At 68.8% G+C, this 21,148-nt stretch carries 22 protein-coding genes and 1 tRNA gene; 12 read left to right on the top strand and 11 right to left on the bottom strand.

Going from position 1 to position 21,148, the window contains the following annotated elements; genetic code table 11:
- The 4 genes from AB0B45_RS50170 to AB0B45_RS50185 all read right to left on the bottom strand — a co-directional run.
- Positions 1 to 386, bottom strand: a 386-nt coding sequence (locus tag AB0B45_RS50170; protein ID WP_358145943.1) for a hypothetical protein, incomplete at its 3' end; no start/stop codon positions are given.
- 244 nt (positions 387 to 630) lie between these two features.
- The gene (locus tag AB0B45_RS50175; protein ID WP_358145944.1) at positions 631 to 1,026 is read right to left on the bottom strand and encodes a hypothetical protein; all 396 of its coding nucleotides are present in this window, start codon (positions 1,024 to 1,026) and stop codon (positions 631 to 633) included.
- 10 nt (positions 1,027 to 1,036) lie between these two features.
- A complete protein-coding gene (locus AB0B45_RS50180; RefSeq protein ID WP_358145973.1) occupies positions 1,037 to 2,353 on the bottom strand; it encodes an AarF/UbiB family protein in 1,317 nt (438 codons plus the stop codon).
- Between the two features lie 87 nt (positions 2,354 to 2,440).
- The gene (locus AB0B45_RS50185) at positions 2,441 to 3,772 is read right to left on the bottom strand and encodes a thiamine biosynthesis protein ThiF (protein WP_358145946.1); all 1,332 of its coding nucleotides are present in this window, start codon (positions 3,770 to 3,772) and stop codon (positions 2,441 to 2,443) included.
- A gap of 103 nt (positions 3,773 to 3,875) precedes the next feature.
- Here AB0B45_RS50185 and AB0B45_RS50190 point away from each other — a divergent pair, with 103 nt between their 5' ends.
- The 3 genes from AB0B45_RS50190 (at position 3,876) to AB0B45_RS50200 (ending at position 5,815) form a co-directional block, all read left to right on the top strand.
- Positions 3,876 to 4,658 carry an enoyl-CoA hydratase-related protein gene (locus AB0B45_RS50190; RefSeq protein ID WP_358145948.1) on the top strand — a complete coding sequence of 261 codons (783 nt, stop codon included), beginning with the start codon at positions 3,876 to 3,878 and terminating at the stop codon, positions 4,656 to 4,658.
- A 69-nt stretch (positions 4,659 to 4,727) separates the two neighbouring features.
- Positions 4,728 to 5,243 carry a M48 family metallopeptidase gene (locus tag AB0B45_RS50195; RefSeq protein WP_358145950.1) on the top strand — a complete coding sequence of 172 codons (516 nt, stop codon included), beginning with the start codon at positions 4,728 to 4,730 and terminating at the stop codon, positions 5,241 to 5,243.
- 248 nt (positions 5,244 to 5,491) lie between these two features.
- The gene (locus AB0B45_RS50200) at positions 5,492 to 5,815 is read left to right on the top strand and encodes a hypothetical protein (RefSeq protein ID WP_358145952.1); all 324 of its coding nucleotides are present in this window, start codon (positions 5,492 to 5,494) and stop codon (positions 5,813 to 5,815) included.
- Here the strand turns inward: AB0B45_RS50200 and AB0B45_RS50205 are convergent.
- The 3 genes from AB0B45_RS50205 to AB0B45_RS50215 are packed head-to-tail and all read right to left on the bottom strand — an operon-like array spanning position 5,802 to position 8,551.
- Positions 5,802 to 6,770, bottom strand: a complete 969-nt coding sequence (locus AB0B45_RS50205) for an endonuclease/exonuclease/phosphatase family protein (RefSeq protein WP_358145975.1) — start codon at positions 6,768 to 6,770, stop codon at positions 5,802 to 5,804. The two genes, AB0B45_RS50200 and AB0B45_RS50205, sit on opposite strands and share 14 nt — an antisense overlap.
- A gap of 27 nt (positions 6,771 to 6,797) precedes the next feature.
- The gene (locus AB0B45_RS50210) at positions 6,798 to 7,358 is read right to left on the bottom strand and encodes an NUDIX hydrolase (RefSeq protein ID WP_358145954.1); all 561 of its coding nucleotides are present in this window, start codon (positions 7,356 to 7,358) and stop codon (positions 6,798 to 6,800) included.
- A complete protein-coding gene (locus AB0B45_RS50215) occupies positions 7,355 to 8,551 on the bottom strand; it encodes a zinc-dependent metalloprotease (protein WP_358145976.1) in 1,197 nt (398 codons plus the stop codon). The genes AB0B45_RS50210 and AB0B45_RS50215 overlap by 4 nt, the downstream gene beginning before the upstream one ends.
- Positions 8,552 to 8,681: 130 nt before the next feature.
- On the opposite strand from AB0B45_RS50215, the gene AB0B45_RS50220 reads away from it, so the two are divergent.
- The 5 genes from AB0B45_RS50220 (at position 8,682) to AB0B45_RS50240 (ending at position 14,442) form a co-directional block, all read left to right on the top strand.
- The gene (locus AB0B45_RS50220; RefSeq protein ID WP_358145978.1) at positions 8,682 to 9,755 is read left to right on the top strand and encodes an NAD-dependent epimerase/dehydratase family protein; all 1,074 of its coding nucleotides are present in this window, start codon (positions 8,682 to 8,684) and stop codon (positions 9,753 to 9,755) included.
- On the top strand, positions 9,752 to 10,177 hold the full coding sequence (locus AB0B45_RS50225; protein ID WP_358145980.1) for a molybdenum cofactor biosynthesis protein MoaE: 426 nt from the start codon (positions 9,752 to 9,754) through the stop codon (positions 10,175 to 10,177). Before AB0B45_RS50220 ends, AB0B45_RS50225 begins: the two co-directional genes overlap by 4 nt.
- Before the next feature lie 10 nt (positions 10,178 to 10,187).
- Positions 10,188 to 11,234: a PDZ domain-containing protein gene (locus AB0B45_RS50230; protein WP_358145956.1), complete on the top strand. Its 1,047-nt coding sequence runs from the start codon at positions 10,188 to 10,190 to the stop codon at positions 11,232 to 11,234.
- A gap of 143 nt (positions 11,235 to 11,377) precedes the next feature.
- A complete protein-coding gene (locus AB0B45_RS50235) occupies positions 11,378 to 14,320 on the top strand; it encodes a UPF0182 family protein (RefSeq protein ID WP_358145957.1) in 2,943 nt (980 codons plus the stop codon).
- A gap of 45 nt (positions 14,321 to 14,365) precedes the next feature.
- Positions 14,366 to 14,442 (top strand) — tRNA-Met (locus AB0B45_RS50240).
- Positions 14,443 to 14,536: 94 nt separating this feature from the next.
- Here AB0B45_RS50240 and AB0B45_RS50245 read toward each other — a convergent pair.
- Positions 14,537 to 15,022, bottom strand: coding sequence for an inorganic diphosphatase (locus AB0B45_RS50245; RefSeq protein ID WP_358145959.1), 486 nt, complete (start codon positions 15,020 to 15,022; stop codon positions 14,537 to 14,539).
- 127 nt (positions 15,023 to 15,149) lie between these two features.
- Between AB0B45_RS50245 and AB0B45_RS50250 the strand changes: the two genes are divergently transcribed.
- The 4 genes from AB0B45_RS50250 to AB0B45_RS50265 all read left to right on the top strand — a co-directional run bounded on the left by AB0B45_RS50250 (position 15,150) and on the right by AB0B45_RS50265 (position 19,877).
- Positions 15,150 to 15,752 carry a DUF1707 domain-containing protein gene (locus AB0B45_RS50250; RefSeq protein ID WP_358145961.1) on the top strand — a complete coding sequence of 201 codons (603 nt, stop codon included), beginning with the start codon at positions 15,150 to 15,152 and terminating at the stop codon, positions 15,750 to 15,752.
- A 244-nt stretch (positions 15,753 to 15,996) separates the two neighbouring features.
- Positions 15,997 to 16,740 carry an antibiotic biosynthesis monooxygenase gene (locus tag AB0B45_RS50255; protein ID WP_358145962.1) on the top strand — a complete coding sequence of 248 codons (744 nt, stop codon included), beginning with the start codon at positions 15,997 to 15,999 and terminating at the stop codon, positions 16,738 to 16,740.
- Between the two features lie 9 nt (positions 16,741 to 16,749).
- Positions 16,750 to 19,212, top strand: a complete 2,463-nt coding sequence (locus AB0B45_RS50260; protein ID WP_358145964.1) for a DUF4118 domain-containing protein — start codon at positions 16,750 to 16,752, stop codon at positions 19,210 to 19,212.
- Positions 19,209 to 19,877: a response regulator gene (locus AB0B45_RS50265; RefSeq protein ID WP_358145966.1), complete on the top strand. Its 669-nt coding sequence runs from the start codon at positions 19,209 to 19,211 to the stop codon at positions 19,875 to 19,877. The genes AB0B45_RS50260 and AB0B45_RS50265 overlap by 4 nt, the downstream gene beginning before the upstream one ends.
- Here the strand turns inward: AB0B45_RS50265 and AB0B45_RS50270 are convergent.
- From AB0B45_RS50270 to AB0B45_RS50280, 3 genes are read right to left on the bottom strand one after another with little or no spacing between them, the layout of a single operon-like run.
- A complete protein-coding gene (locus AB0B45_RS50270; protein ID WP_358145967.1) occupies positions 19,874 to 20,098 on the bottom strand; it encodes a hypothetical protein in 225 nt (74 codons plus the stop codon). The two genes, AB0B45_RS50265 and AB0B45_RS50270, sit on opposite strands and share 4 nt — an antisense overlap.
- Positions 20,099 to 20,126: 28 nt before the next feature.
- Positions 20,127 to 20,321 carry a hypothetical protein gene (locus AB0B45_RS50275; RefSeq protein ID WP_358145969.1) on the bottom strand — a complete coding sequence of 65 codons (195 nt, stop codon included), beginning with the start codon at positions 20,319 to 20,321 and terminating at the stop codon, positions 20,127 to 20,129.
- Positions 20,322 to 20,370: 49 nt separating this feature from the next.
- Positions 20,371 to 20,769: a hypothetical protein gene (locus AB0B45_RS50280; RefSeq protein ID WP_358145971.1), complete on the bottom strand. Its 399-nt coding sequence runs from the start codon at positions 20,767 to 20,769 to the stop codon at positions 20,371 to 20,373.
- Between the last annotated feature and the right edge of the window lie 379 nt (positions 20,770 to 21,148).

A 21,148-nucleotide genomic window follows, 5' to 3' on the forward strand; every position in this document is an offset into this window, starting at 1 on the left:
GGCTCATCGGCGATCGGAATCGATCCGCACGGCCCGCTGGTCTCGCAGTGGCCCTTGACCCGGGCGGGAGCTCCCGCCGCCCGCCAGGCGCGCTCGTCCTCGGCCGTGGCCGGGCGGGCGCTGACCTGCCGCCACACCTGCTCGAGCACCGAATGGGCGGGGTCGCGGGGCTGCCAGGTCTCGCGGCGGCCGACCACCACGAGCCTGTAGCCGCCGCTGGACAGGTGGTTGCCGTCGATCCTCACATCGCGCCAGTAGGCGCCGCTCACTGCGGGGAGCTTCTCGATCCTGTCGGCCAGGTCGAACAGTTCCTGGTTGGTCCTCGGCGGACTGAGCACGGCAGGGGCTGATGCCAGGTTCGTCACCAGCGCGAAGGCCAGGGCCACGATCGCCGCCGTGGCCAGCGGCGCCCACAGGACCCACAGGCGGGGTAGGTGTTGTAGAGCGCGGTGAAGCGCTCATGGGGGTTTGGCAAGCCGGTTCCTTCGGTTGGGGGCAAACGTTCGTAGAGCAAGTGGTCCGAAGGAAGGCTTTCTTACATCCCGATTCCGCATCTTCCCAACAGTTCGACCTCGGGCCCCTACCAGGATCCGACCCCGAGCGGGCCGACTGACCAACCCCGCGTCCCGCCTACGGCCCCTCCGGGGCCCTCTTCGGCTGGCGGCGTACTGCGTTGCCCTTCAGGTGCCCGTACACCGTCGAGCGCGGCACCCCGAACAGGTCCGCGATCTGCTGGACGGTCTTGTCCCGCGTGTCGTACAGCTGCTGGGCGAGGGCGGCCTGGTCGGCGGTGAGCCTGGGCCGGTCGCGAGGTCTGAGGGCGCGCGGGCCGACGGAAAGGTCGGGCTCGACGAGGAACCCAAAGAGCCAGGGCGGGGCCGGAGGGAGTGGGCGAGAGAAGAGCCGGTGGCCGGAGGGTCGGAGGGAGCGGGCGAGGGGAGTAGGGGGCGGGACGGTGGACGGCGGAGGCTGGGGGTGGAGGCCAGGTGCGGGGGAAGGGAGATGGTTCGCCCCTGCGTCAGTCACGGCGCAGGAGTCAGCCGACGGCCTCGTCGGCGAAGCCCGGGACCCACTGGATCACCTCGTCGCGAAAGCGGGCGGTTGTCCCGAGCTGGCACAGCACCCCCACCCCCGCCGCATGGACCCGGTGGATCAGCACGTACGAGACGGGCAGGTTGAGCTGCCTGACCACGTTCGTCGGGCGTAGGTCGGTCGCGCTCGCCGCCTGTGCCTGCAGCCATTCCCTGCTGAAGGTGAACTCCTCGACCGCCGTCGGCTCCACGTAAGGGGCCAGGAACCCGCGCAACGCCTCAGGGTCGATCTCGATGTGCTCCTGGATGAAGCCTTCGTCACGCAGTCCAGCCACGACGGTTTCCATGTCGCCCTGGTTGAAGATGCGGGTCAGCTGGCCGAACATCTTCGGGTATCCGTCGGGCAGCTGGTTGACCGCGCCGAAGTCGAGCACGCCGAGCCTGCCGTCGGCCAGCATGCGGAAGTTGCCCGGGTGCGGGTCGGCGTGGAGCATCGCGACGCGGGCCGGCGAGGAGAACAGGAAGCGCACGAACAGCAGCCCGGCCCTGTCACGATCTTCCTTGGTGCCGTCGGTGATGATGCGCGACAGCGGAGTGCCGTCCATCCACTCGGTGACCAGCACCTCCTCGTTGGCCGCGATGACATCGGGCACGAAGAAGTCGGGATCGTCGGCGAACTCCTGGGCGAAGGCGTGCTGCGCCTCCGCCTCGTGCAGATAGTCGAGCTCCTCGGCGATGCGTTCGCGCAGCTCGGCCAGGACCGCCCTGATGTCGAGCCCGGGCAGCAGCACCCCGAAGAGCTTGCCGAGGCGCGCCAGCTGGGCGAAGTCGCCGAGCAGCGCCTTGCCCGCGCCCGGATACTGGATCTTGACGGCGACCGCCCTGCCGTCGTGCCACACGGCCTTGTGGACCTGTCCGATGGAGGCGGCTGCGGTTGGCCGGTCCTCGAAGGACTGGAAGTTGTCGCGCCAGTCGTCGCCCAGCTGCTCGGCCAGCACCTTGTGGACGGTGGCGGTGGGCAGCGGGGGAGCGGAGTCCTGCAGCTTGGTGAGCGTCGCCCGGTAGGGGCCCGCTATCTCGGGGGGCAGCGCCGCCTCGAAGATGGACAGCGCCTGGCCGAGCTTCATCGCGCCGCCCTTCAGCTCGCCGAGCACCTTGAAGATCTGCTCGGCGGTGCGCTGCTGGATCTCTTGGGCGACCAGCTCGGCCGACTTGCCGCCGATCCGCTTGCCGATGCCCATGACCGTACGGCCGGCGAACCCGAGCGGAAGGGTCGCAAGCTTGGCGGAGCGCGTGACGGCGCGACGCGGAAGATCACTCACCATGACGCGCGACATCTCATGTCGAGATGCCGCTTCCCCCCTTCGTGGTCCGGACCTGACGGGGCCCTCGGTTCTGCGGCTGGCCCGTCAGCAGCAAGAACCTGGCTCGACCATTGTTAGCGCACCTAGGTCGTTTCGCCAGCAACGACATTGTGGATGCACCCTCCAGGATCGGCGCTTCCATCGCCAATCAGGCAAAACATCCATTGTGCCGTTTGTCACAGCGCTGTCCTGACCATCGATATGAGCAAGCGCATGTCCGGCAGCGGCCGCCGCGACCAGCGATGACAGTGCCGAACCACAAGCGATCTCGCCCGCGGGGAAGCCGCCGAGCCTGGCGGTGACGATCGGCCACGCAGGGTCGCGATCGCGCCGCGCGAGATCGAGGCAGTGCAGGCACGCGGTCTCGCCCGGCCGTACGAGAGGGCCGACGGAGCCGTGGCCCTCGAAGGCGGCCGCAAGCAGGTGGGGGATCTTCATCGCGACCAGCTCGGACACCAGCACCGCGTCGAGCGGGCCGACAGGCGCGAGGACGACGAGGTCGGGCCGCTGCGACCCGTCCCCGAGCTGCGGCCCACCGGCACGCGCATCAACCGACCCCTCCGAAGCCGACCCCTCGGGCATCGACCGTCCAGGCGCCGAGCCTCCAGGCATCGACTCTCTGAACATCGCGCCTCCAGGCACCGAACCTCCAGGCACAGGGCCTCCAGGCAAGGGGCTTTCAGGCACGGGGCCTTCAGAGGTCGAGGGCTTGGAGGCCGAGGTGCCCTGGACAGAGCCCCCGGAGACCGGGGGTCCGGCCGAGGCGCCGGAGACGGGAGAGCGGGCGGCCCCCGCCGTGATCCGTCTGGCCACGGACACCGCGCCCTCCTCACGCGGCAGCCCCAGTTCCTCCCAGCCGAGCCCGCCCGGCACGAGATCCTCCGGCCTGGTGGGCTCAGGGTCGATCACGCGCACCTGCCCCACCCCCGAGGCGGCCAGCAGCGCGACGACCTGCGCCCCCACCCGGCCGGCGCCGTAGACCCGCACCCGCGCCTCCCTTCGCCTGCGCATCGTCGCGAGCGCGCCCCCAGGCGTGGTGGAGGCCAGATCGAGCGCGTCGAGGTCGGGCCGCAACCGGTCGCGCTCGGCCAACGTGAGTCGCGCGAGGGGAGCGGGCCGCACGGCCGCGTCGTCGAGCACCCCACGGGCCGTGAGGGTGTCGAGCAACGACTGGGCGCCCTCCTCCGACAGCCCCGCCTTGGATGCCTCCCTCATCACCTGCCCGATCTCCCTCGTGCCGTCGAGCCGGTCGATCCACTGCTTCACCGAAGGCGCCAGATCGCTCACCAGGATCGCCCTGCGCGGATGCACGCCGAACTGGAGGGTGTGCTCGTCACGGAGGATCCTGCGCAGCACTGGTTTCACACGTGGCCTCATGGCGCGCAAGATTCGCACCGCGCATCATGATCACGGAGCGGTTTCCCCCGCCCTGTGGATAACCCGTGCCGCCCCCGCGAGGGGCTGTGGATACTCTCTCCCAATGAACGAGCTCTTGATCGATCGGCACGACGACGGGGTCGTCCTGCTCACCCTCAACCGCCCCGACCGCCGCAACTCCATGACCGACGGCATGACCGCCGAATGGGCCGAGACGATCGGCGCGCTGGCCTCCGACAGGGACGCCCGCTGCCTGGTGGTCACCGGCGAGGGAAGCGCCTTCTCCTCCGGCGGCGACCTGTCGTGGCTGGCGGAGCGCGGCGACGAGAAGGTGCCCGCGCTCCGCGACCGCATGCTTGCCTTCTACCGCACCTGGCTGTCGATCACCGACCTGGAGATCCCCACGATCGCCGCGGTCAACGGCCCGGCCGTCGGCGCGGGCCTGTGCGTGGCGCTGGCGTGCGACCTCGTCTACGCCGCCGACGACGCCAAGCTCCTGGCCCCCTTCACCTCGCTCGGCCTGCACCCCGGCATGGCCGCCACCTACCTGCTCCCGAGCAGGGGCGGGATCAACCTCGCGCGCGAGCTCCTCCTCACCGGCAGGACCATCAGCGGCGAGGACGCCGCGCGCGAAGGCCTCATCAACCGCTCGTTCCCGAAAACCGATCTTCTTCCGAAAACTCTGGAGATCGCGAGAAGTGTCGCGGCCAACGCTCCGATCGCGACTCGGCTGACCAAAATCGCCCTCAAGACTGCGCACAATGACCTCGATGAGGCGCTCAAATGGGAGTCGCTGGCCCAGCCGGTGACGATGACCTCGAACGACATGCTTGAGGGCCTCACCGCGCATCGGGAAAGGCGGGTGCCCAAATTCACCGGCTCTTAATCATGCTGACCAGCGAAAACAGAGGCTCACCCCCTGTGGAATTTCGTCAGTGTCGGCTAACGTGCATATGTGTCCCCCGAGAGAGTCGAGGTCCGTCGAAGTTCTCGTCGCCGGCGTACGGTCTCCGCGTACCGCGACGGCGACAAGACCATCGTGCTCCTGCCCGCCTGGCTGAGCGGCGAGGATGCGGATGAATGGGTGAGCCGGATGCTCGATCGGCTGGCGGCCAAGGAGCAGCGCAGGCGTCCGACGGACGAAGCCCTGCTGGAAAGGGCCATCGAGCTCTCGGCGAAGTACCTCGACGGCAAGCCCCAGCCGACCAGCGTTCGATGGGTCGACAACCAGCAGCACAGATGGGGTTCATGCACCCCTGACAGCGGCACGATCAGAATCTCGACGCGCCTCAAGGGGCTGCCCGAGTGGGTCATCAACTACGTCATCATTCACGAGCTCGTGCACCTGCTGGTGCCGAGCCACGGGCCCGATTTCTGGGCACTGGTCGAACAGTATCCCAAGGCGGAGCGGGCGCGCGGCTTCCTTGAAGGATTCTCCGCCGCGGCCAGCAGCACCCCGGAGGAGTGTTGACCCGTGTTGTCGCCGTTCTTGTACGGCAAAGCATGACGAATGCCGCACCCGGCGATCCTCGTGAGTTCCTGGAAGCCATAGTCGAGGACACCTACGAGATGGTGGCGGGCCTCGAACTCGTCACGCCCGTCCTCGCCACGAGCGTTCCCGGTTTGGATCATCTCTTGTGGCCCGGCACGGACATTATCCCGATAAATGAGGACACACCGCTTAAGGACATCTTCAAGGCGATAAATGCTGATCAAGCGGTGATTGTCAGTGGGGACGCCCCCGACCTGCCGCCCCTCCTCATCGGAAAGCTGTTCCGCGAACTCGGCAGGGCCGAGCTGACCGTCTGCCCCGCCGAGCAAGGCGGCGCGGTCGCCATCGCGGCGACCCTCCCCTTCCCCGACTGGGCCGCCCCCGACCTCGACGCGGTCGACCCGGTGAAGGAGCTGCGCGCCCAGGCCCCTGGCCCCCGCATGGTCGCCACCACCCCCGGCTGGCACCGCCTGCGTGCCAGAGCCGACCTCGACCGCCTCGACCCCGGTCTGGAAGGCTGGGACAACACCAGAGCCGTCACGGCACGGTGAGGGCGGCGAAGACCGCCCGGTGATCGGTGCCTGGCACCGTGTGCACGCCGACCTCCCGCACGCCCACCCGCGAGTCGACCAGCACGTGGTCGATCGTGATGATCGGCGGGATCCGCTTGTTCGCCGGCCAGGTGGGCACCAGACCCTCACCGACCTCGTCGGCCGCGTCCTTGTAGCCCCGCCCGAGCAGCTCGCGCATCGCCGCGTGGTCGAGGCTGGCGTTGAAGTCGCCCGCCAGCACCCGCACGGCGTCGCCTGAGGAGGCGGGGAGCGCCCGCAGCGCGGTGTTCCACTCCTGGACCTGCGGGCCCAGCGGCGGAAAGGGATGCACGGCCACCACCTGGACGGGCTTGCCGCCCGGCAGCGCCAGCGTCGCCGCCGGCATCTTGTTCCCGGTCGGCGGGATCAGGCCCCACAGCTGCGTCAGCGGGTACTTCGCGTAGAGTCCGCTGCCGCCCGCGCCGTACTCGTCCTCCAGCACCCGGTACGGCATCAGGTCCTTCAAACCGGCCGAGTCGAGCCGCTCGACCGCGTCGGGCGTGAGCTCCTGGGTCGACAGCACGTCGGGATCGAAGCGCCGCACCAGCTCCATGACCGACGCCGCGTCCGCCCTGCCGAACAGCATGTTGAGCGTGAGCACCTTGAGCGGCCTGCCCGCGGTGGCGTCAGCCGTACCGAGAGCTCGGGGCAGGACGCTGAGACTCAGGGCCGCGGTCGTGATCATGGCCACGGCCGAGGCCGCGCGGTTGCGCGAGGCCAGGGCGATCAGGAGCGGGATCACGGAACCCGCGGCCGCGTACGGCGTGGCCGTCATGAGCTGCGTGGTGAGCGAGCCGCGTTCGAGCCCGCCGACCCTGGCGGCGGCCCACACGGCGAACGGTGACACCGCGACCCACGCGAGCTTCTTGAACGGGAATCCGCGACGCGCGGGCGTCACGATCGTGCCACCGACCATGTCCACATAACCCCCTGCCAGGGGACTCTAACCGAGCGAGTGTGAACCCGCCGTAAGAACCTGCCGGCCACGCCTGGCCAGCAGCCTGGTGGCCTCGTCGGACAGCTCGGGGATCTCGTCCACGGGGAACCAGCGCAGGTCGAGCGACTCCTCGCTCATCACCGCCTCCGCGCCCTCGGGGGCGACCGCCGCGTACTCCACGTCGAGATGCCAGCTGTGGGGCGGGTGACACCACACCTTGTGCCTGTCGAGCGCGAGCGGCCCTGGTAGCAGCCGGAGCCCTGCGATCCCCGACTCCTCCGTGGCCTCGCGCAGCGCGACACCGGCGAGCGAGCCGTCGTACGACTCGCAGTGGCCGCCCATGGGCAGCCACATGCCCGCCTTCGGGTGCAGGGTCAGCAGCACGCTCGCCCCGTCGTGCGAGAGCACGGCGGTGGTGGCCGTGAGATGCCCCGGCGCGCACCCGCGCGTCATGGCGTCGGGATGCCGCCGCAGGTGCTCGAGGAACTCGCGCCTGAGCTCCTCCTCGGCCGCGGTGGGCGCGGACCATCCAGCGAGTACGGCTACCGCGTCGCGGTGAAGGGTCAAGCCTCGCCGTCCTCGAGCTTGGAGATGTCCCAGGCGGTGTCGCCCTTGACGAACGTGTCGGGGTCGTCCAGGTCGTCGGCCGTCGGCATCAGGTCGGGGTGGCCCCAGATCGCGTCGCGTCCGTCGACGCCCTTGTCGGCGAGCAGCGCCTGCCAGAGGACCGCGGCCTCGCGCAGCCGCCTGGGCCGCAGCTCCAGGCCGACCAGCGTGCTGAACGTCGTCTCGGCGGGGCCGCCTGTCGCGCGGCGTCGCCGTACCGTCTCGGCCAGCGCGTTCGCGGACGGCAGCTTGCCCTCGGCAGCGGCGTCGACCACCGTGGCGACCCAGCCCTCGACCAGCGCGAGCATGGTCTCGAGGCGGGCCAGGGCGGCCTTCTGCCGCTCTGTCTCCTCGGGCTTGAGCAGCGCGCCGCCGCTCAGCGCCTCCTGGAGCGCCTGGGGGTTGTTGATGTCGAGGCCGCGGATCTGCTCCTCCAGGGCGGAGGTGTCGACCGTGATGCCCCTGGCGTACTCCTCGACCGCGCCGAACAGGCTCGCGCGCAGCCACGGTACGTGCTGGAACAGCCGGTGGTGGGCCGCCTCGCGCAGCGCGAGGTAGAGCCTGATCTCGTCGGCGGGCAGCTCGAGGCCGTTGCTGAAGGAGGCGATGCCGCCGGGCAGCAGCGCGGCGGTGTCGGACAGCGGCAGGCCGATGTCCGTCGTGCCGATCACCTCGCGGGCGAGCGAGCCGAGGGCTTGGCCGATCTGCTGGCCGACCATCATGCCGCCCATCTGCTTCATCATGCCCATGAGCGGGCCGAGCTGCGCGGCCATCTGCTGGGCCTCGGGCGGCAGGTCGCCGCCGCCGATCACGCCGCCCATGGTGTCGACCATGCGCTCGGCGATCGGCTCGCACAGCTTGCGCCAGACGGGGATCGTGTTCTCGATCCACTCGGAACGGCTCCACGCCTGCGGGTTCGACACCCCGCTCGGCAGCGCGGTCGCCTCGTTGAGCCACAGGTCGGCCAGCTGCAGGGCGTCGACGATCTGGCGCCGTTCGCCCTCCATGACGCTGGGATCGCCCTCGGCGACCACCGCGTGGCGGGCGATGTTCTTCGCCATGTCCCAGTTGACAGGGCCCGAGCCCTGAGGCGCCGACAGCATGTCGGCGAACTGGCGCATCGCCTGAGCCATCTGCTCAGGGTTGCCGAACATGCCGAACGGGTTCTCGTTGGGGTCGTTTTCGCGACCTGGCAGGTCAGTCACCGCTCTACCTCGTGCAGGATGGAGGAGTCCACATCCGCCACGTTAGTCGTCCTACGGCGGATCAGTGCAAAGTGAGGACCTGGTGCCTACCTCGAAACGCCCGCGCCAACCAGTCGTCGCCGTCACCGGCGCGTCCTCAGGCATCGGCCGCGAGCTCATCGCGAAGCTCGCCACCAACGCGGATTTCCGCAGGGTGGTGGCCATCGACGAGCAGCGCGGCGACGTCCAGGACGTCACCTGGCGAGTGATCGACGTGCGAGATCCGCTCTTGGCGAACCGGATCTCCGACATCGACGTCCTGGTCCATCTGGCCGGCGACTACGCCCTCGACTCCGACCCGGCCGAGCGGCGCGCCTACAACCTGCGCGCGGCCCAGACGGTGCTGACCGCCAGCGCGGCCGCACGCGTCCGCCGTGTCGTCCTGGTCACCAGCGCCATGGTGTACGGCGCGGCCCCCGACAACGAGGTGCCGCTGGCCGAAGGCGCCGCGGTCGCCGCCGAGCCCGACACCGGCGTGGTCGGCGACTACCTGGAGATCGAGGCGCTGGTGCGCAGGGCCGCGCGCAGCCATCCCGGCCTCGAGGTGACGGTGCTGCGCCCCGCCGCCGTCGTGGGCCCCGGCATGGACACCGTCATCACCAGGCACTTCGAGTCGCCCAGGCTGCTGACGGTCAAGGGCTGCTCGCCGCGCTGGCAGTTCTGCCACATCGACGACCTGGTCTCCGCCCTGGAGCTGGCCGCCCGCGGGGTGGTCACGGGCGTGGTCGCGGTCGGCTCCGAGGGCTGGCTCGAACAGGAGCAGGTGGAGGAGCTGTCCGGGATCCGCGGATTCGAGCTGCCCGCCGGCCTCACCTTCGGTACGGCACAGCGCCTGCACCGCCTCGGCATCACCCCCGCCCCCGCGACGGATCTCCACTACGTCGTCTATCCATGGGTCGTCGACTGCGTCAGCCTGCGCGAGGCCGGATGGAAGCCCGCCTGGTCCAACGAGGCCGCGCTGGAGCAGCTGCTCGAGCTGCGCGGGAACAAGACCACCGTGGTCGGCAGGCGACTGCCGGTCAAGGAGGCCACGCTCACCGCCGCCGGCGCCACGGTCGCCGTGATAGGCACAGCCGCCATCGTGAGGCAGGTGCGAAAGAAGCGTAGGCTCTGAGCGTGATTCGGTTGCTGGACATTCGCGACACCCCGCTGTCGGTCGATGAGGTGTTCGCGGCCGTGGGCTCCCACGCGGCCGGAGGCACGGCGCTGTTCGTGGGCACGGTTCGCGAGCAGGACCACGGCAAGGCCGTGACGAAGCTGTCGTACTCCGCGCATCCCAGCGCGGTCGACGAGCTGAGAAGGGTGGCGGAGAAGGTCGCCGCCGACTATCCCGTGACGGCGTTGGCCGCCGTCCACAGGGTGGGCGACCTCGAGCTCGGCGACATCGCGGTGATCGTCGCGGTGGCGTGCCCGCACAGGGGAGAGGCCTTCGCGGCCTCCCGCAGGCTGATCGACGACCTGAAGTCCGAGGTCCCGATCTGGAAACACCAGGTGTTCGCCGATGGGTCGACCGAGTGGGTCGGCGCCTGCGAATAAGCTCATCCCCATGTCACGACGTGCAATCACCTTGTTGGTGGCGGGCTTCCTGGTCCTGGCGCTCGGTATCGCGGGCGCCTGGCTGGACGTGCCGTACGTCGTGCTGAGCCCTGGGCCGACGGAGAACACGATCGGCGAGGTCGACAAGAAGCCTGTCATCTCCATCGACGGCAGGCAGACCTACCCGACGGACGGCACGCTGAGCCTGGTCACGGTCTCCTACCAGGGCGGCCCGCGGGCCAGACCCGACCTGCTGACCGCGTTGCGCGGCTGGGTCGATCCCACCTCGGCCGTCGTGCCCGAAGAGTCGATCTTCCCGCGCACGCAGACCGCCGAGGAGGTCGAGCAGGAGAACACCGCGGAGATGACCAGTTCCCAGGACAACGCGACCGCCGCGGCCCTGACCGAGCTGAAGATCGACTACTCCATGGTGACGACCATCCTGTCGGTGGAGAAGACAGCGCCGGCGGCGGGCAGGCTCAAGCCGTCCGATGAGATCCGCACCGTCGACGGCAAGCCGGTCACCTCGACCGAGCAGGTCTCCGCCGCGGTCAAGGCGCACAAGCCGGGCGACGAGATCGTCTTCGGCATCACCAGGAGCGGTCAGCAGCAGGACGTCACGGTCAAGAGCGTCGCCTCCAAGCAGGGCATCGCGATGATCGGCATCGTCATGCAGGCCAAGTACAAGTTCCCGTTCAAGGTGAACATCAACGTCGGCGACGTCGGCGGGCCGAGCGCGGGCATGATGTTCGCCCTCGGCATCATCGACAAGCTCACCCCCGGTGCGATGACCGGCGGCAAGTCGATCGCGGGCACCGGCACCATCACCCCCGAAGGCAAGGTGGGCGGTATCGGGGGCATCGCGCAGAAGATGGTCGGCGCCAGGGACTCGGGGGCGACGGTCTTCCTCACCCCCGCCGACAACTGCGCCGAAGCCGTCAAGGCCGCCCCCGACGGGCTCAGGCTGGTCAAGGCGGAGACCCTCCACGATGCCGTCCAGGCGCTCGACGCGATCAGGTCGGGCAAGGGAGAAGTGCCCTCCTGCCCGGCGGGGTGAACTTTCCCGGCCCCCTGAGCGTTAGCCGTACGGCATCCTTCGTCAGCTCAGCCGGGCCGGTGTAGGTTGCCAATCACGGACCGTTTGCTCATCACGACGAGGGGTTGGCCTTGGCATTCCGGACCCCAGGACCCGGTCGGGGGATGCGTTTGCCCCGTCGACCGCGACTGCTTCTTCCAGTCGCCATCGCTTTGGTGGCGATCGTGGCTTCCTTTTTCTTGTTCTCCGGCATCTACACCGACTACCTCTGGTTCGACTCGGTCAAGGCCACCTCCGTCTTCTCGGGCGTGTTGCTGACCGAGATCGGGCTGTTCGTGGTGGGTGCGCTCCTGATGGCGGGCATCGTCGGCGGCAACATGCTGCTGGCCTTCAGGATGCGCCCGATGTTCGGTCCCGCCATGTTCGGCGGGGGCAGCGGCGCCGACCGCTACCGGTTGGCGCTCGACCCCCACCGCAAGCTGATCTTCATCATCGGCATGGCCGTGCTCGCGCTGTTCGCGGGCTCGTCGTTCGCCGGGCAGTGGAAGACGTGGCTCCAGTTCGTCAACGGCACGCGGTTCAACAAGACCGACGCGCTGTTCGACATGGACATCTCGTTCTTCATGTTCGACTACCCGTTCATCAGGATGGTGCTGAACTTCCTGTTCACCGCGGTGATCATCGCGATCATCATGGCGGCGATCACGCACTACCTGTACGGCGGGTTCCGGCTGCAGTCGCCCGGCGTCCACGCCTCCCGCGCCGCCCGCGTGCACCTGTCGGTGCTGCTGGGCGTCTTCGTGCTGCTCAAAGCGGTCGCCTACTGGATCGACCGCTTCGGCCTGGTCTTCTCCGACCGCGGCTTCGTCCACGGCGCGTCCTACACCGACGTCAGCGCCGTCCTGCCCGCCAAGACGATCCTCGCGATCATCGCGCTGATCTGCGCCGCGCTCTTCTTCGCGGGCGTCGTACGGCCCGGCGGCATGCTCCCTGGCGTCTCCTTCGGCCTGCTGGTCCTGTCGGCGATCCTGATCGGCGGCGTCTACCCCGCGCTGGTCGAGCAGTTCCAGGTCAAGCCCAACCAGCAGCAGCGCGAGGCCGTCTACATCGGCCGCAACATCGCGGCCACCCGTGACGCGTACGGCGTGGCGGGCAGCGAGGTCATCCCCTACTCCGCACAGTCCGACCCGAGCAAGGTGACCGCCGACGGCGACGTCTCGGTGTCGGGCGTCCGGTTGCTCGACCCCAACCTGGTCGCCAAGACCTTCCAGCAGAAGCAGCGCATCCGCGGCTTCTACGACTTCCCCACCCAGCTGGACGTCGACCGCTACAAGGGAACGGGCCCCGTACCCCGCGACCACGTCGTCGCGGTCCGCGAGCTGACGGGTCCGCCGGCCCAGCAGAACAACTGGATCAACAAGCACCTCGTCTACACCCACGGCTACGGCTTCGTCGCCGCGCCGGGCAACGAGGTCGACTCCGAGGGCCTGCCCAACTTCGACGCCAAGGACATGCCGGTCATCGGCACGCTCGGCGACACCGTCAAGGAGCCGCGCGTCTACTTCGGCGAGCAGGTGGACACCGAGTACGTCATCGCGGGCGGCCCCGACGCCAAGGCGGGCCAGGGCCAGGAGCTCAACTTCCCCGAGAGCGGCGGCACCGGGCAGGCCAACACCACCTACACGGGCAGGGGCGGCGTGCCCGTCGGCTCGTTCTTCAACCGCCTGGTCTACGCGGCCAAGTACGGCGAGAAGAACATCCTGCTGTCGGGTGACATCAACGACGACTCCAAGATCCTCTACGAGCGCAACCCGCGCGACCGCGTCGCCAAGGTGGCGCCGTTCCTCACCCTGGACGGCAACCCCTACCCGGCGGTCGTCGACGGGCGCATCACCTGGATCGTCGACGGCTACACGCTGTCCAACGACTACCCCTACTCGCAGAGCAAGTCGCTGGCCTCGATGACCGAGGACGCCACGGTGCTCCGCGGCGTCGTCGCCCAGCAGCCCCGCGACCAGGTGAACTACATCCGCAACTCGGTCAAGGCCACGGTCGACGCCTACGACGGCACGGTCACCCTCTACGCCTGGGACTCCAAGGACCCGATCCTGCAGACGTGGAGCAAGGCCTTCCCCGGCGTCATCCAGCCCGCCAGCAAGATGAGCCAGGGCCTCAAGGAGCACATCCGCTACCCCGAGGACCTGTTCAAGGTGCAGCGCGACATCCTGTCGCAGTACCACATCGAGGACGCCAACGCCTTCTACAGCGGTCAGGACTTCTGGAACGTCCCCTTCGACCCCTCCCAGGGCGACAGGGACGTCAAGCAGCCGCCGTACTACCTGACCACCACGATGCCGAAGCAGTCGCCGTCCTTCTCGCTGACGACGACCTTCGTCCCGCGCCAGGGGCCCAACCTGGCGGCCTTCATGGCGGTCGACGCGACCGACGGACCCGACTACGGCAAGCTGCGCATCCTGCGCATGCCGTCCAACACCTCGATCCCCGGTCCAGGACAGGCGCAGAACAACTTCCAGAACAAGTTCTCCGGCGAGCTCAACCTGCTCGGCCTGGGCAACGCCACGGTTCGCTACGGCAACCTGCTGACGCTGCCCTTCGCCGACGGCCTGGTCTACGTCGAGCCTGTCTACGTCCAGACCGCGGCCGCGGCCGGCCAGGAGCCGTTCCCGATCCTGAAGCGGGTCCTGGTGGCGTACGGCAGCACGGTCGGCTCGGGCAACACGCTGAAGGACGCGCTCGACCAGGTCTTCAGCGGCAAGGCCGCCGAGCAGACCACCGGGCAGGATCAGCAGACGGGCCAACCGGCCAATGTCACCGTCACGGCCAAGCTGATCGCCGACGCCCAGAAGGCGTACGACGACGCCAACAAGGCGCTGGCCAGCTCTCCGCCCGACTGGGTGAAGTACGGCGAGGCGCAGAAGCGCCTGCAGGACGCCCTGAACGCCCTCGGCCGCAACTCCGCCATCCAGCCCACGCCGACGACGAGCCCGACCGCCACGCCGACCGCCACGCCGACCGCCACGCCGAGCGCCACACCGAGCGCCGGCCCGACTGGATCTCCGACACCCTCGGCTTCGCCGAGTTCTTGATTTGCACCAGACCCGCGTCACCGATAGTCTTTAGACACACACCGACGCGGGGTGGAGCAGTTCGGTAGCTCGCTGGGCTCATAACCCAGAGGTCGCAGGTTCAAATCCTGCCCCCGCTACCAGTGAAGAAGGCCCTCAGGGAGATTCTCCCTGAGGGCCTTCTTCGTGTCTGTGGAGCCGATCGCCATGGTGAGGCGCCGATCCGGAGACGGACCGTCAGCCTGCCGTTCGAAATCGGACGAGGGCCTCCGCGACCAAGCGCTCCGCGCACTCACGAGGTTCCCACTCCCTCGCGTCGGCGGTCTTCCCTGGCTCCAGGTCCTTGTACACGGCGAAGAAGTGTCCTATCTCGCCGCGTACGTAGATCGGGACGTCTTCCATGTCCTGATACTGGTCGAAGCGAGGGTCGTCGGCCGGCACGCAAAGGATCTTGGCGTCGGGTCCCTGCTCGTCGCGCATCCAGAACACCGCGACAGGACGGGACCGGATCACGCAACCGGGGAACGTCGGCACCTCTCCCAACACCATCGCGTCCAGCGGGTCGCCGTCCTCGGCCAGGGTGTCGGGCAGGAAGCCGTAATCGTATGGATAGGCGGTGGCGGTGAACAGCAGCCGGTCCAGGCGGATCCGCTGCTGGTCGACGTCCATCTCGTACTTGTTTCGCGACCCCCGCGGTGTCTCCACGATGACGTCGAAGCGCATCTCGCCATCACCCCCCCGCTGACCCCATGCTCACCGCGGAGATGAATGAAACGTCATTCACGCGCGGCCCGGCGGGAGTCGATCATCGGGTCTGGCCGGAAGTGACGTCGATCATTACTGTGAACGTATGACCGACCGGGCACAGCTCCGGGCCGGCGACAGCGACAGGGACCGGGTGGCGCAGATCCTTCGGCTCGCGGTCGGCGACGGACGCATCAGCACCGATGAGCTCGACGACCGGCTCGACCGCACCTACGCCGCGCTGACCTGCGGCCAGCTCGACGCCATCGTCGCCGACCTTCCCGGCCTCGGCGAGGTCGGCGACCCAGGTGGTGGGCTGGAGGTCCCCGACGTGCTGCGGCTGTCGACCGGCTGGGCCAGGAGTGTCAAGCAGGTCGGCCACTGGGTGGTGCCGCCGCGCATCGAGGTCGAGTGCGGGTGGGGCACGGTGCGCCTCAACTTCATGCACGCGACGTGCCCGCACCGCGAGGTGTCGATGGACGTGCGGTGCGACTCACTGTTCGCCGACATCTGGATCGTCGTGCCACGGGGGTGGTGGGTGCGCTCCGACGAGGTCACGACCGGCCGGTCAGGGCACGTCCACAACAAGCCGCCCACGCCTCCTGCGCGGGACGGCGTCGTCCTGCGCATGACGGGCCACCTGCAGAGCGGCGACGCCTGGATCCGCTACCGCAGACCGCCCGGCACGAACGTCACGGTGCGGGCGTAGGGGCGAAAACCCAACGCCTGGTAGGGGGCGGGGTGCGGGCGGACGGATAGAGAACCTGTCTCAGGCGCCGTCGCGGCTGTCCCGGTCGTGCCTGAGCGCCAGCCGTACCGCGAAATAGACGATCACGAACTGGAGCAGTGCGCTGAGTAGCCACGAAAGGAGTGGATCCACACCCCGAGTGTGCCGGTATATGTGTGGATATTCCATGGTTGTGGCAAAGGCCGCATGGTGATTACATCATTACGTGATTGTTGAGTACATCCGCTACCGGGTTCCCGACGCGGAGGGTTTCGAGGCCGCCTACCAACGGGCGGTCGTACCGCTGGGCAAGTCGCCGCAGTGCCTGAACTACGAGCTGTCCCGATCCGTGGACGAGCCGGAGTGCTACATCTTGCGCATCGAGTGGACCTCAGCCGAGGACCACTTGGAGGGTTTCAGAAAGAGCGACCACTTCGGGGAGTTTTTCGCAGAAATCAAGCCGTATGTGTCGAACATCGAGGAGATGCGGCACTACGAGCAGGTCATCACCAGGACCGAGCCCACCCTGTACGAGTGGGCGGGCGGCGCCGCGGCGCTCGAGCGGCTCACCGAGACCTTCTACGCGAAGGTCGAGAAGGACGACCTGGTCGGGCCCCTGTTCGCGGGCATGGATCCGGGGCACCCGCGATACGTGGCGATGTGGCTGGGCGAGGTCTTCGGCGGCCCCGACACCTACACGCGCGAGCGCGGCGGCCACACGCACATGGTCTCCAAGCATCTCGGCAAGGGCGTCACCGAGCCACAGCGCCGCCGATGGGTGAACCTGCTCATGGACGCGGCCGATGAGGTCGGGCTGCCCCGCGACGCGGAGTTCAGGGCGGCGTTCGCCGGCTACATCGAGTGGGGCACGCGCCTGGCGCTCTACTTCTCAGGACCGAAGGCCCAGGCGCCACGCCACGAGCCCGTGCCCAGGTGGGACTGGGGGAGCAAGCCGCCGTACAGGCCATAGTCTGGAGGCATGGGCAGGGGGAGGTTGCGGATCTACCTGGGCGCGGCCCCCGGAGTGGGCAAGACCTACGCGATGCTCGGCGAGGGCCACAGGGCCCTCGCACGGGGCAGGGACGTGGTCGTCGGTTTCGTGGAGACGCACGGCCGCAGGCGCACCGCCGAGCAGCTCGATGGACTCGAGATCCTCCCCCGCCAACACCTGCGGCACCGGGACGCCGAGTTCACCGAGCTCGACGTGGACGCCGTCATCGCCCGCCGGCCGAAGGTCGCGCTGATCGACGAGCTGGCCCACACCAACGTGCCGGGCTCCCGCAACGCCAAGCGCTGGCAGGACGTCGAGGAGATCCTCGGCTCGGGCATCGACGTGATCTCGACCGTGAACGTCCAGCACCTGGATTCGCTCAACGACGTCGTCGAGCAGATCACCGGAGTGCCGCAGCGCGAGACCGTACCCGATGAGGTGGTGCGCCGCGCCGACCAGATCGAGCTGGTCGACATGTCGCCTGAGGCGCTCAGGAGGCGGATGGCCCACGGCAACGTCTACGAGCCGGAGAACGTCGACGCCGCCCTGTCCAACTACTTCCGCGTCGGCAACCTGACCGCCCTCCGCGAGCTGGCGCTGCTGTGGCTCGCGGGCAAGGTCGACGAGCAGCTCGACCGCTACCGTGCCGACCACGGCATCTCCGGCACATGGGAGGCGCGCGAGCGCGTGGTCGTGGCCCTGACCGGCGGCCCCGAAGGCGACACTCTCGTACGGCGGGCCGCCCGCATCGCGGCCCGGAGCAAGGGCGCCGACCTGCTGGCCGTCCACGTGACCAGGGCCGACGGACTGTCGAGCAGCGCCGACCTCGCCAGCCTCACCAGGCAGCGCGCGCTCGTGGAGAGTCTCGGCGGCACCTACCACCAGGTCGTCGGCGACGACATCCCGCGCGCGCTGCTCGACTTCGCCAGAGGCGTCAACGCCACCCAGCTCGTGCTCGGCGCCTCCCGCAGGAGCAGGTTCGCGCAGATCCTCGCCCGCGGCGTGGGCCTCACGACCGCGGCGCTGTCCGGCTCGATCGACGTGCACCTGGTCACGCACGAGGCGACCCACCACCCCGGCAGGCCCCCTGCATCGCGTGCCGTCCTCACCCGCAGGCGTAGGACGGCGGGCTGGGCCATGGCGCTGCTGGCGATGCCGCTGCTCACCCTCGCCCTGCTGCCGTTCCAGAGCGACCTGACGCTGCCCAGCCAGATCCTGCTGTTCCTGCTGATGGTGGTGGGGGTGGCGCTGGTCGGCGGGATGTGGCCCGCGCTGACCGCGGCCGTCTTCGGGTTCGCGCTGCTCAACTGGTTCTTCACACCTCCCGTGCACACCCTGACGATCCACGCGCCGGAGAACCTGCTCGCGCTGGTCATCTTCGTGCTCGTCGCGGCGATGGTGAGCACGGTGGTGGACCTGGCGGCCCGCCGTACCAGGGAGGCGGCGAGATCGAGCGCCGAGGCGGAGGTGCTCTCGACGCTGGCCGGGCAGATGCTCAGGGGCGAGCCGCTGCTCGAACGGCTGCGCGAGATCTACGGGCTGACCTCGGTCACGCTGCTGGAGCGGGCGGGGGAGAGCTGGCGGATCGTGTCCATGGCGGGAGGTCCCCCGTGCACCGACCCCGGCTCGGGCGACACGGACGTGGTGATCGACGACGACCTCGTGCTCGCCGTACGGGGAAGGCTCCTGGACGCCGCGGACCGGCGCGTGCTGGAGGCGTTCGCGGCCGAGGCCGCGGTGGCGCTGCGCCACCAGCGGCTGAGGGAGGAGGCCGAGGCGGCGCGCCCGCTGGCTGAAGCCGACAAGATGCGCACCGCGCTGCTCGCGGCGGTCAGCCACGACCTGCGCACGCCCCTCGCGTCGGCGATGGCGGCCGTGGAGAGCCTGCGCAGCACCGAGATCGACTGGAGCCCCGCCGACCGGCGGGAACTGCTGGCCACCGCGGACGAGTCGCTGGTGAAACTGCACAGACTGGTGGAGAACCTCCTCGACATGAGCCGCCTCCAGGCAGGCGTGCTCGGGCTCTCGCTGCAGCACGTCTCCCTGGAGGAGATCGTCCCCAAGGCCGCGGCCGACGTGGGCGACAAGGTGAAGGTCGACCTCCCCGCCGACCTGCCCGAGGTCATGGCAGACCCCATCCTGCTCGAACGGGTACTGGTCAACCTGATGGGCAACGGCGTCAGGTACAGCCCCGTGCTGGTCACGGCGAGCTCCCACGGCTCCTCCGTGGAGATCAGGATCATCGACCGTGGTCCCGGCATCCCGCCCGAGGCGCACGATCGAGTGTTCCTGCCGTTCCAGCGACTGGGCGACCGCGACAACCACACCGGCGTGGGGCTCGGTCTCGCGCTGTCACGCGGGCTGACCGAGGCGATGGGCGGCACACTCGTGCCCGAGGAGACACCAGGAGGAGGACTCACCATGATCGTCTCTCTGGAGATCGTCTCATGACGCGCGTGCTGGTGGTCGACGACGAGCCGCAGCTGCTGCGCGCGTTGCGGATCAACCTCGCGGCCAGGGAGTACGAGGTCGCGGTGGCAGAGGACGGCACCTCGGCGCTGCGCCAGGCCGCCGACTGGCACCCCGACCTGGTCATTCTCGATCTCGGGCTGCCCGATCTCGACGGCGTCGACGTCATCCACGGTCTGCGCGGCTGGACGGGCGTGCCCATCATCGTCCTGTCGGGCCGAGCCGACAGCGACGACAAGGTCGACGCCCTCGACGCCGGCGCCGACGACTACGTCACCAAGCCTTTCGGCATCGACGAGCTCCTCGCCCGCATCCGCGCGGTCACCCGCAGGACGCAGGCGTCCCCTGACGACCAGGCGTCGGTGCGGATCGGCGACCACGAGATCGATCTGGCGACCAAGACCATCTCTGGTGGGGTACGGCTGACGCCCACCGAATGGCACTTCCTGGAGCTCCTGCTACGCCATCCGGGCAAGCTCATCAGCCAGCGGCAGGTGCTGACGGAGGTGTGGGGCAGCGCGTACCTGAAGGAGACGCACTACCTGCGCCAGTACATGGCCCAGCTCAGGCGGAAGCTCGAGCGTGACCCCGCGCGCCCTGTCCATCTGCTGACCGAGCCGGGAATGGGATACCGCTTCCAGCCCTAGACGTCCTCACTGAAGGTTCTCGGCTCCTCCAGCGGATCGGGGTGGGCGTCGGTGACGCGCCGGTCTTCCTCGTTCATCCAGTGGAAGATCCCTCGAGTGCACTCGTCGTCGATCTCGTTGATGTGGTGCCGTTCGGGATAGCTGTCCTTGTACATGGCGATCGAGGATTCCTGCACGTCATCACCCATGTCCTGGGAGATTTCGTAAGGTTGATCACTCATAGCACCAGAATACTCACTTTGCGGCGATTTATCGGATATGCCGGGCACGGAGCGATCTGGCCTTGTGGACGGCCCAGGCCGCGAGCATGACGCCGAAGAGCACCTGAGCGGCGCGGATCCACGCAGGCGTGGTGTCGGCCACGAAGACCACCACACCCGTCCAGAGCACCGCGAAGCCTGCCACCAGGGCTAGCGCGGCCCAGTTTCCCGCCGTCCGCCACATGTGGGCAGTCTGGCAGGCGGTCCGCCAAGACCGCGTATGCGCCGGGTCGTCATCGCGGCAGCGTACGGCTGGTGCCCACGCACCGGCGCAGGCGCAACCCCGTCCGCTTGGGAACGACGGGCTGATCGAGGGCGACGAGCAGCGCCGCGGCGGCGCGCGCGTCGGACAGGATGCGCTGGACCGTCTCGTCGTCGGTCGGCAGCTGGCCGCGCTCGTCGAGCTCGTGCTTGAGGAAGACCAGCGGCTCGGGCGCTCCGGCGGACTCCGCGGCGACGGTGGCGCGGGCCGCGGTCACCAGGCGCAGGTAGTAGCTCCGGAGGGCAGCCTCACGCATACGTACGTGCTCCAGGTCGTCCAGCAGCGTGCTGGCGATCCTGAGCAGGTCGCTGACGCGATTGCTCTCGTCGGCGATGGCAGCGCGGATGTCGTCAAACTCCGAGCGGGTCATGCGGGCACCTCCACGGGCGCAGTGAGCGCGTGCCTACTTCGTACCGGGGGGCGATTGCGGATGGCTTGCCAACTGGTTGCGAGGACCCGAGGTTTGGGGAGCCGGTGAGGTGGGAATGACCTCTAGGTTGCCTGAGTGGCGTGAAGTGCCTCGAGAGTCCTGCTAGGGTTTCTGCTGTCGCCCCGCCTCGAAGGAGTGTGGTGCGGCGAATCCCACTTCTTGATCGCTTGTCCGGTTGGTTCGCATCTGTCCGGATTGCCTGATAGGTTAGAGGGGTTGTCCCGAAAGGGGCGGTTGGAAATTCTCGGCAGGTTTCGCGAAAAGAGTCAATTTGACTCGGTTCGCGGGGGCTGAAAGAATAGAAGACATAACGAAGCGA

The organism is Nonomuraea sp. NPDC049152, assembly GCF_040648355.1.
GTDB lineage: Bacteria > Actinomycetota > Actinomycetes > Streptosporangiales > Streptosporangiaceae > Nonomuraea.

Coding starts and splice junctions, on each gene's coding strand:
- AB0B45_RS50185 (WP_358145946.1), bottom strand. CDS start 3,772: ATGAGGCCACGTGTGAAACCAGTGCTGCGCAGGATCCTCCGTGACGAG.
- AB0B45_RS50190 (WP_358145948.1), top strand. CDS start 3,876: ATGAACGAGCTCTTGATCGATCGGCACGACGACGGGGTCGTCCTGCTC.
- AB0B45_RS50205 (WP_358145975.1), bottom strand. CDS start 6,770: ATGGTCGGTGGCACGATCGTGACGCCCGCGCGTCGCGGATTCCCGTTC.
- AB0B45_RS50215 (WP_358145976.1), bottom strand. CDS start 8,551: ATGTTCGGCAACCCTGAGCAGATGGCTCAGGCGATGCGCCAGTTCGCC.
- AB0B45_RS50230 (WP_358145956.1), top strand. CDS start 10,188: ATGTCACGACGTGCAATCACCTTGTTGGTGGCGGGCTTCCTGGTCCTG.
- AB0B45_RS50235 (WP_358145957.1), top strand. CDS start 11,378: ATGCGTTTGCCCCGTCGACCGCGACTGCTTCTTCCAGTCGCCATCGCT.
- AB0B45_RS50245 (WP_358145959.1), bottom strand. CDS start 15,022: ATGCGCTTCGACGTCATCGTGGAGACACCGCGGGGGTCGCGAAACAAG.
- AB0B45_RS50250 (WP_358145961.1), top strand. CDS start 15,150: ATGACCGACCGGGCACAGCTCCGGGCCGGCGACAGCGACAGGGACCGG.
- AB0B45_RS50260 (WP_358145964.1), top strand. CDS start 16,750: ATGGGCAGGGGGAGGTTGCGGATCTACCTGGGCGCGGCCCCCGGAGTG.
- AB0B45_RS50265 (WP_358145966.1), top strand. CDS start 19,209: ATGACGCGCGTGCTGGTGGTCGACGACGAGCCGCAGCTGCTGCGCGCG.
- AB0B45_RS50270 (WP_358145967.1), bottom strand. CDS start 20,098: ATGAGTGATCAACCTTACGAAATCTCCCAGGACATGGGTGATGACGTG.
- AB0B45_RS50275 (WP_358145969.1), bottom strand. CDS start 20,321: ATGTGGCGGACGGCGGGAAACTGGGCCGCGCTAGCCCTGGTGGCAGGC.
- AB0B45_RS50280 (WP_358145971.1), bottom strand. CDS start 20,769: ATGACCCGCTCGGAGTTTGACGACATCCGCGCTGCCATCGCCGACGAG.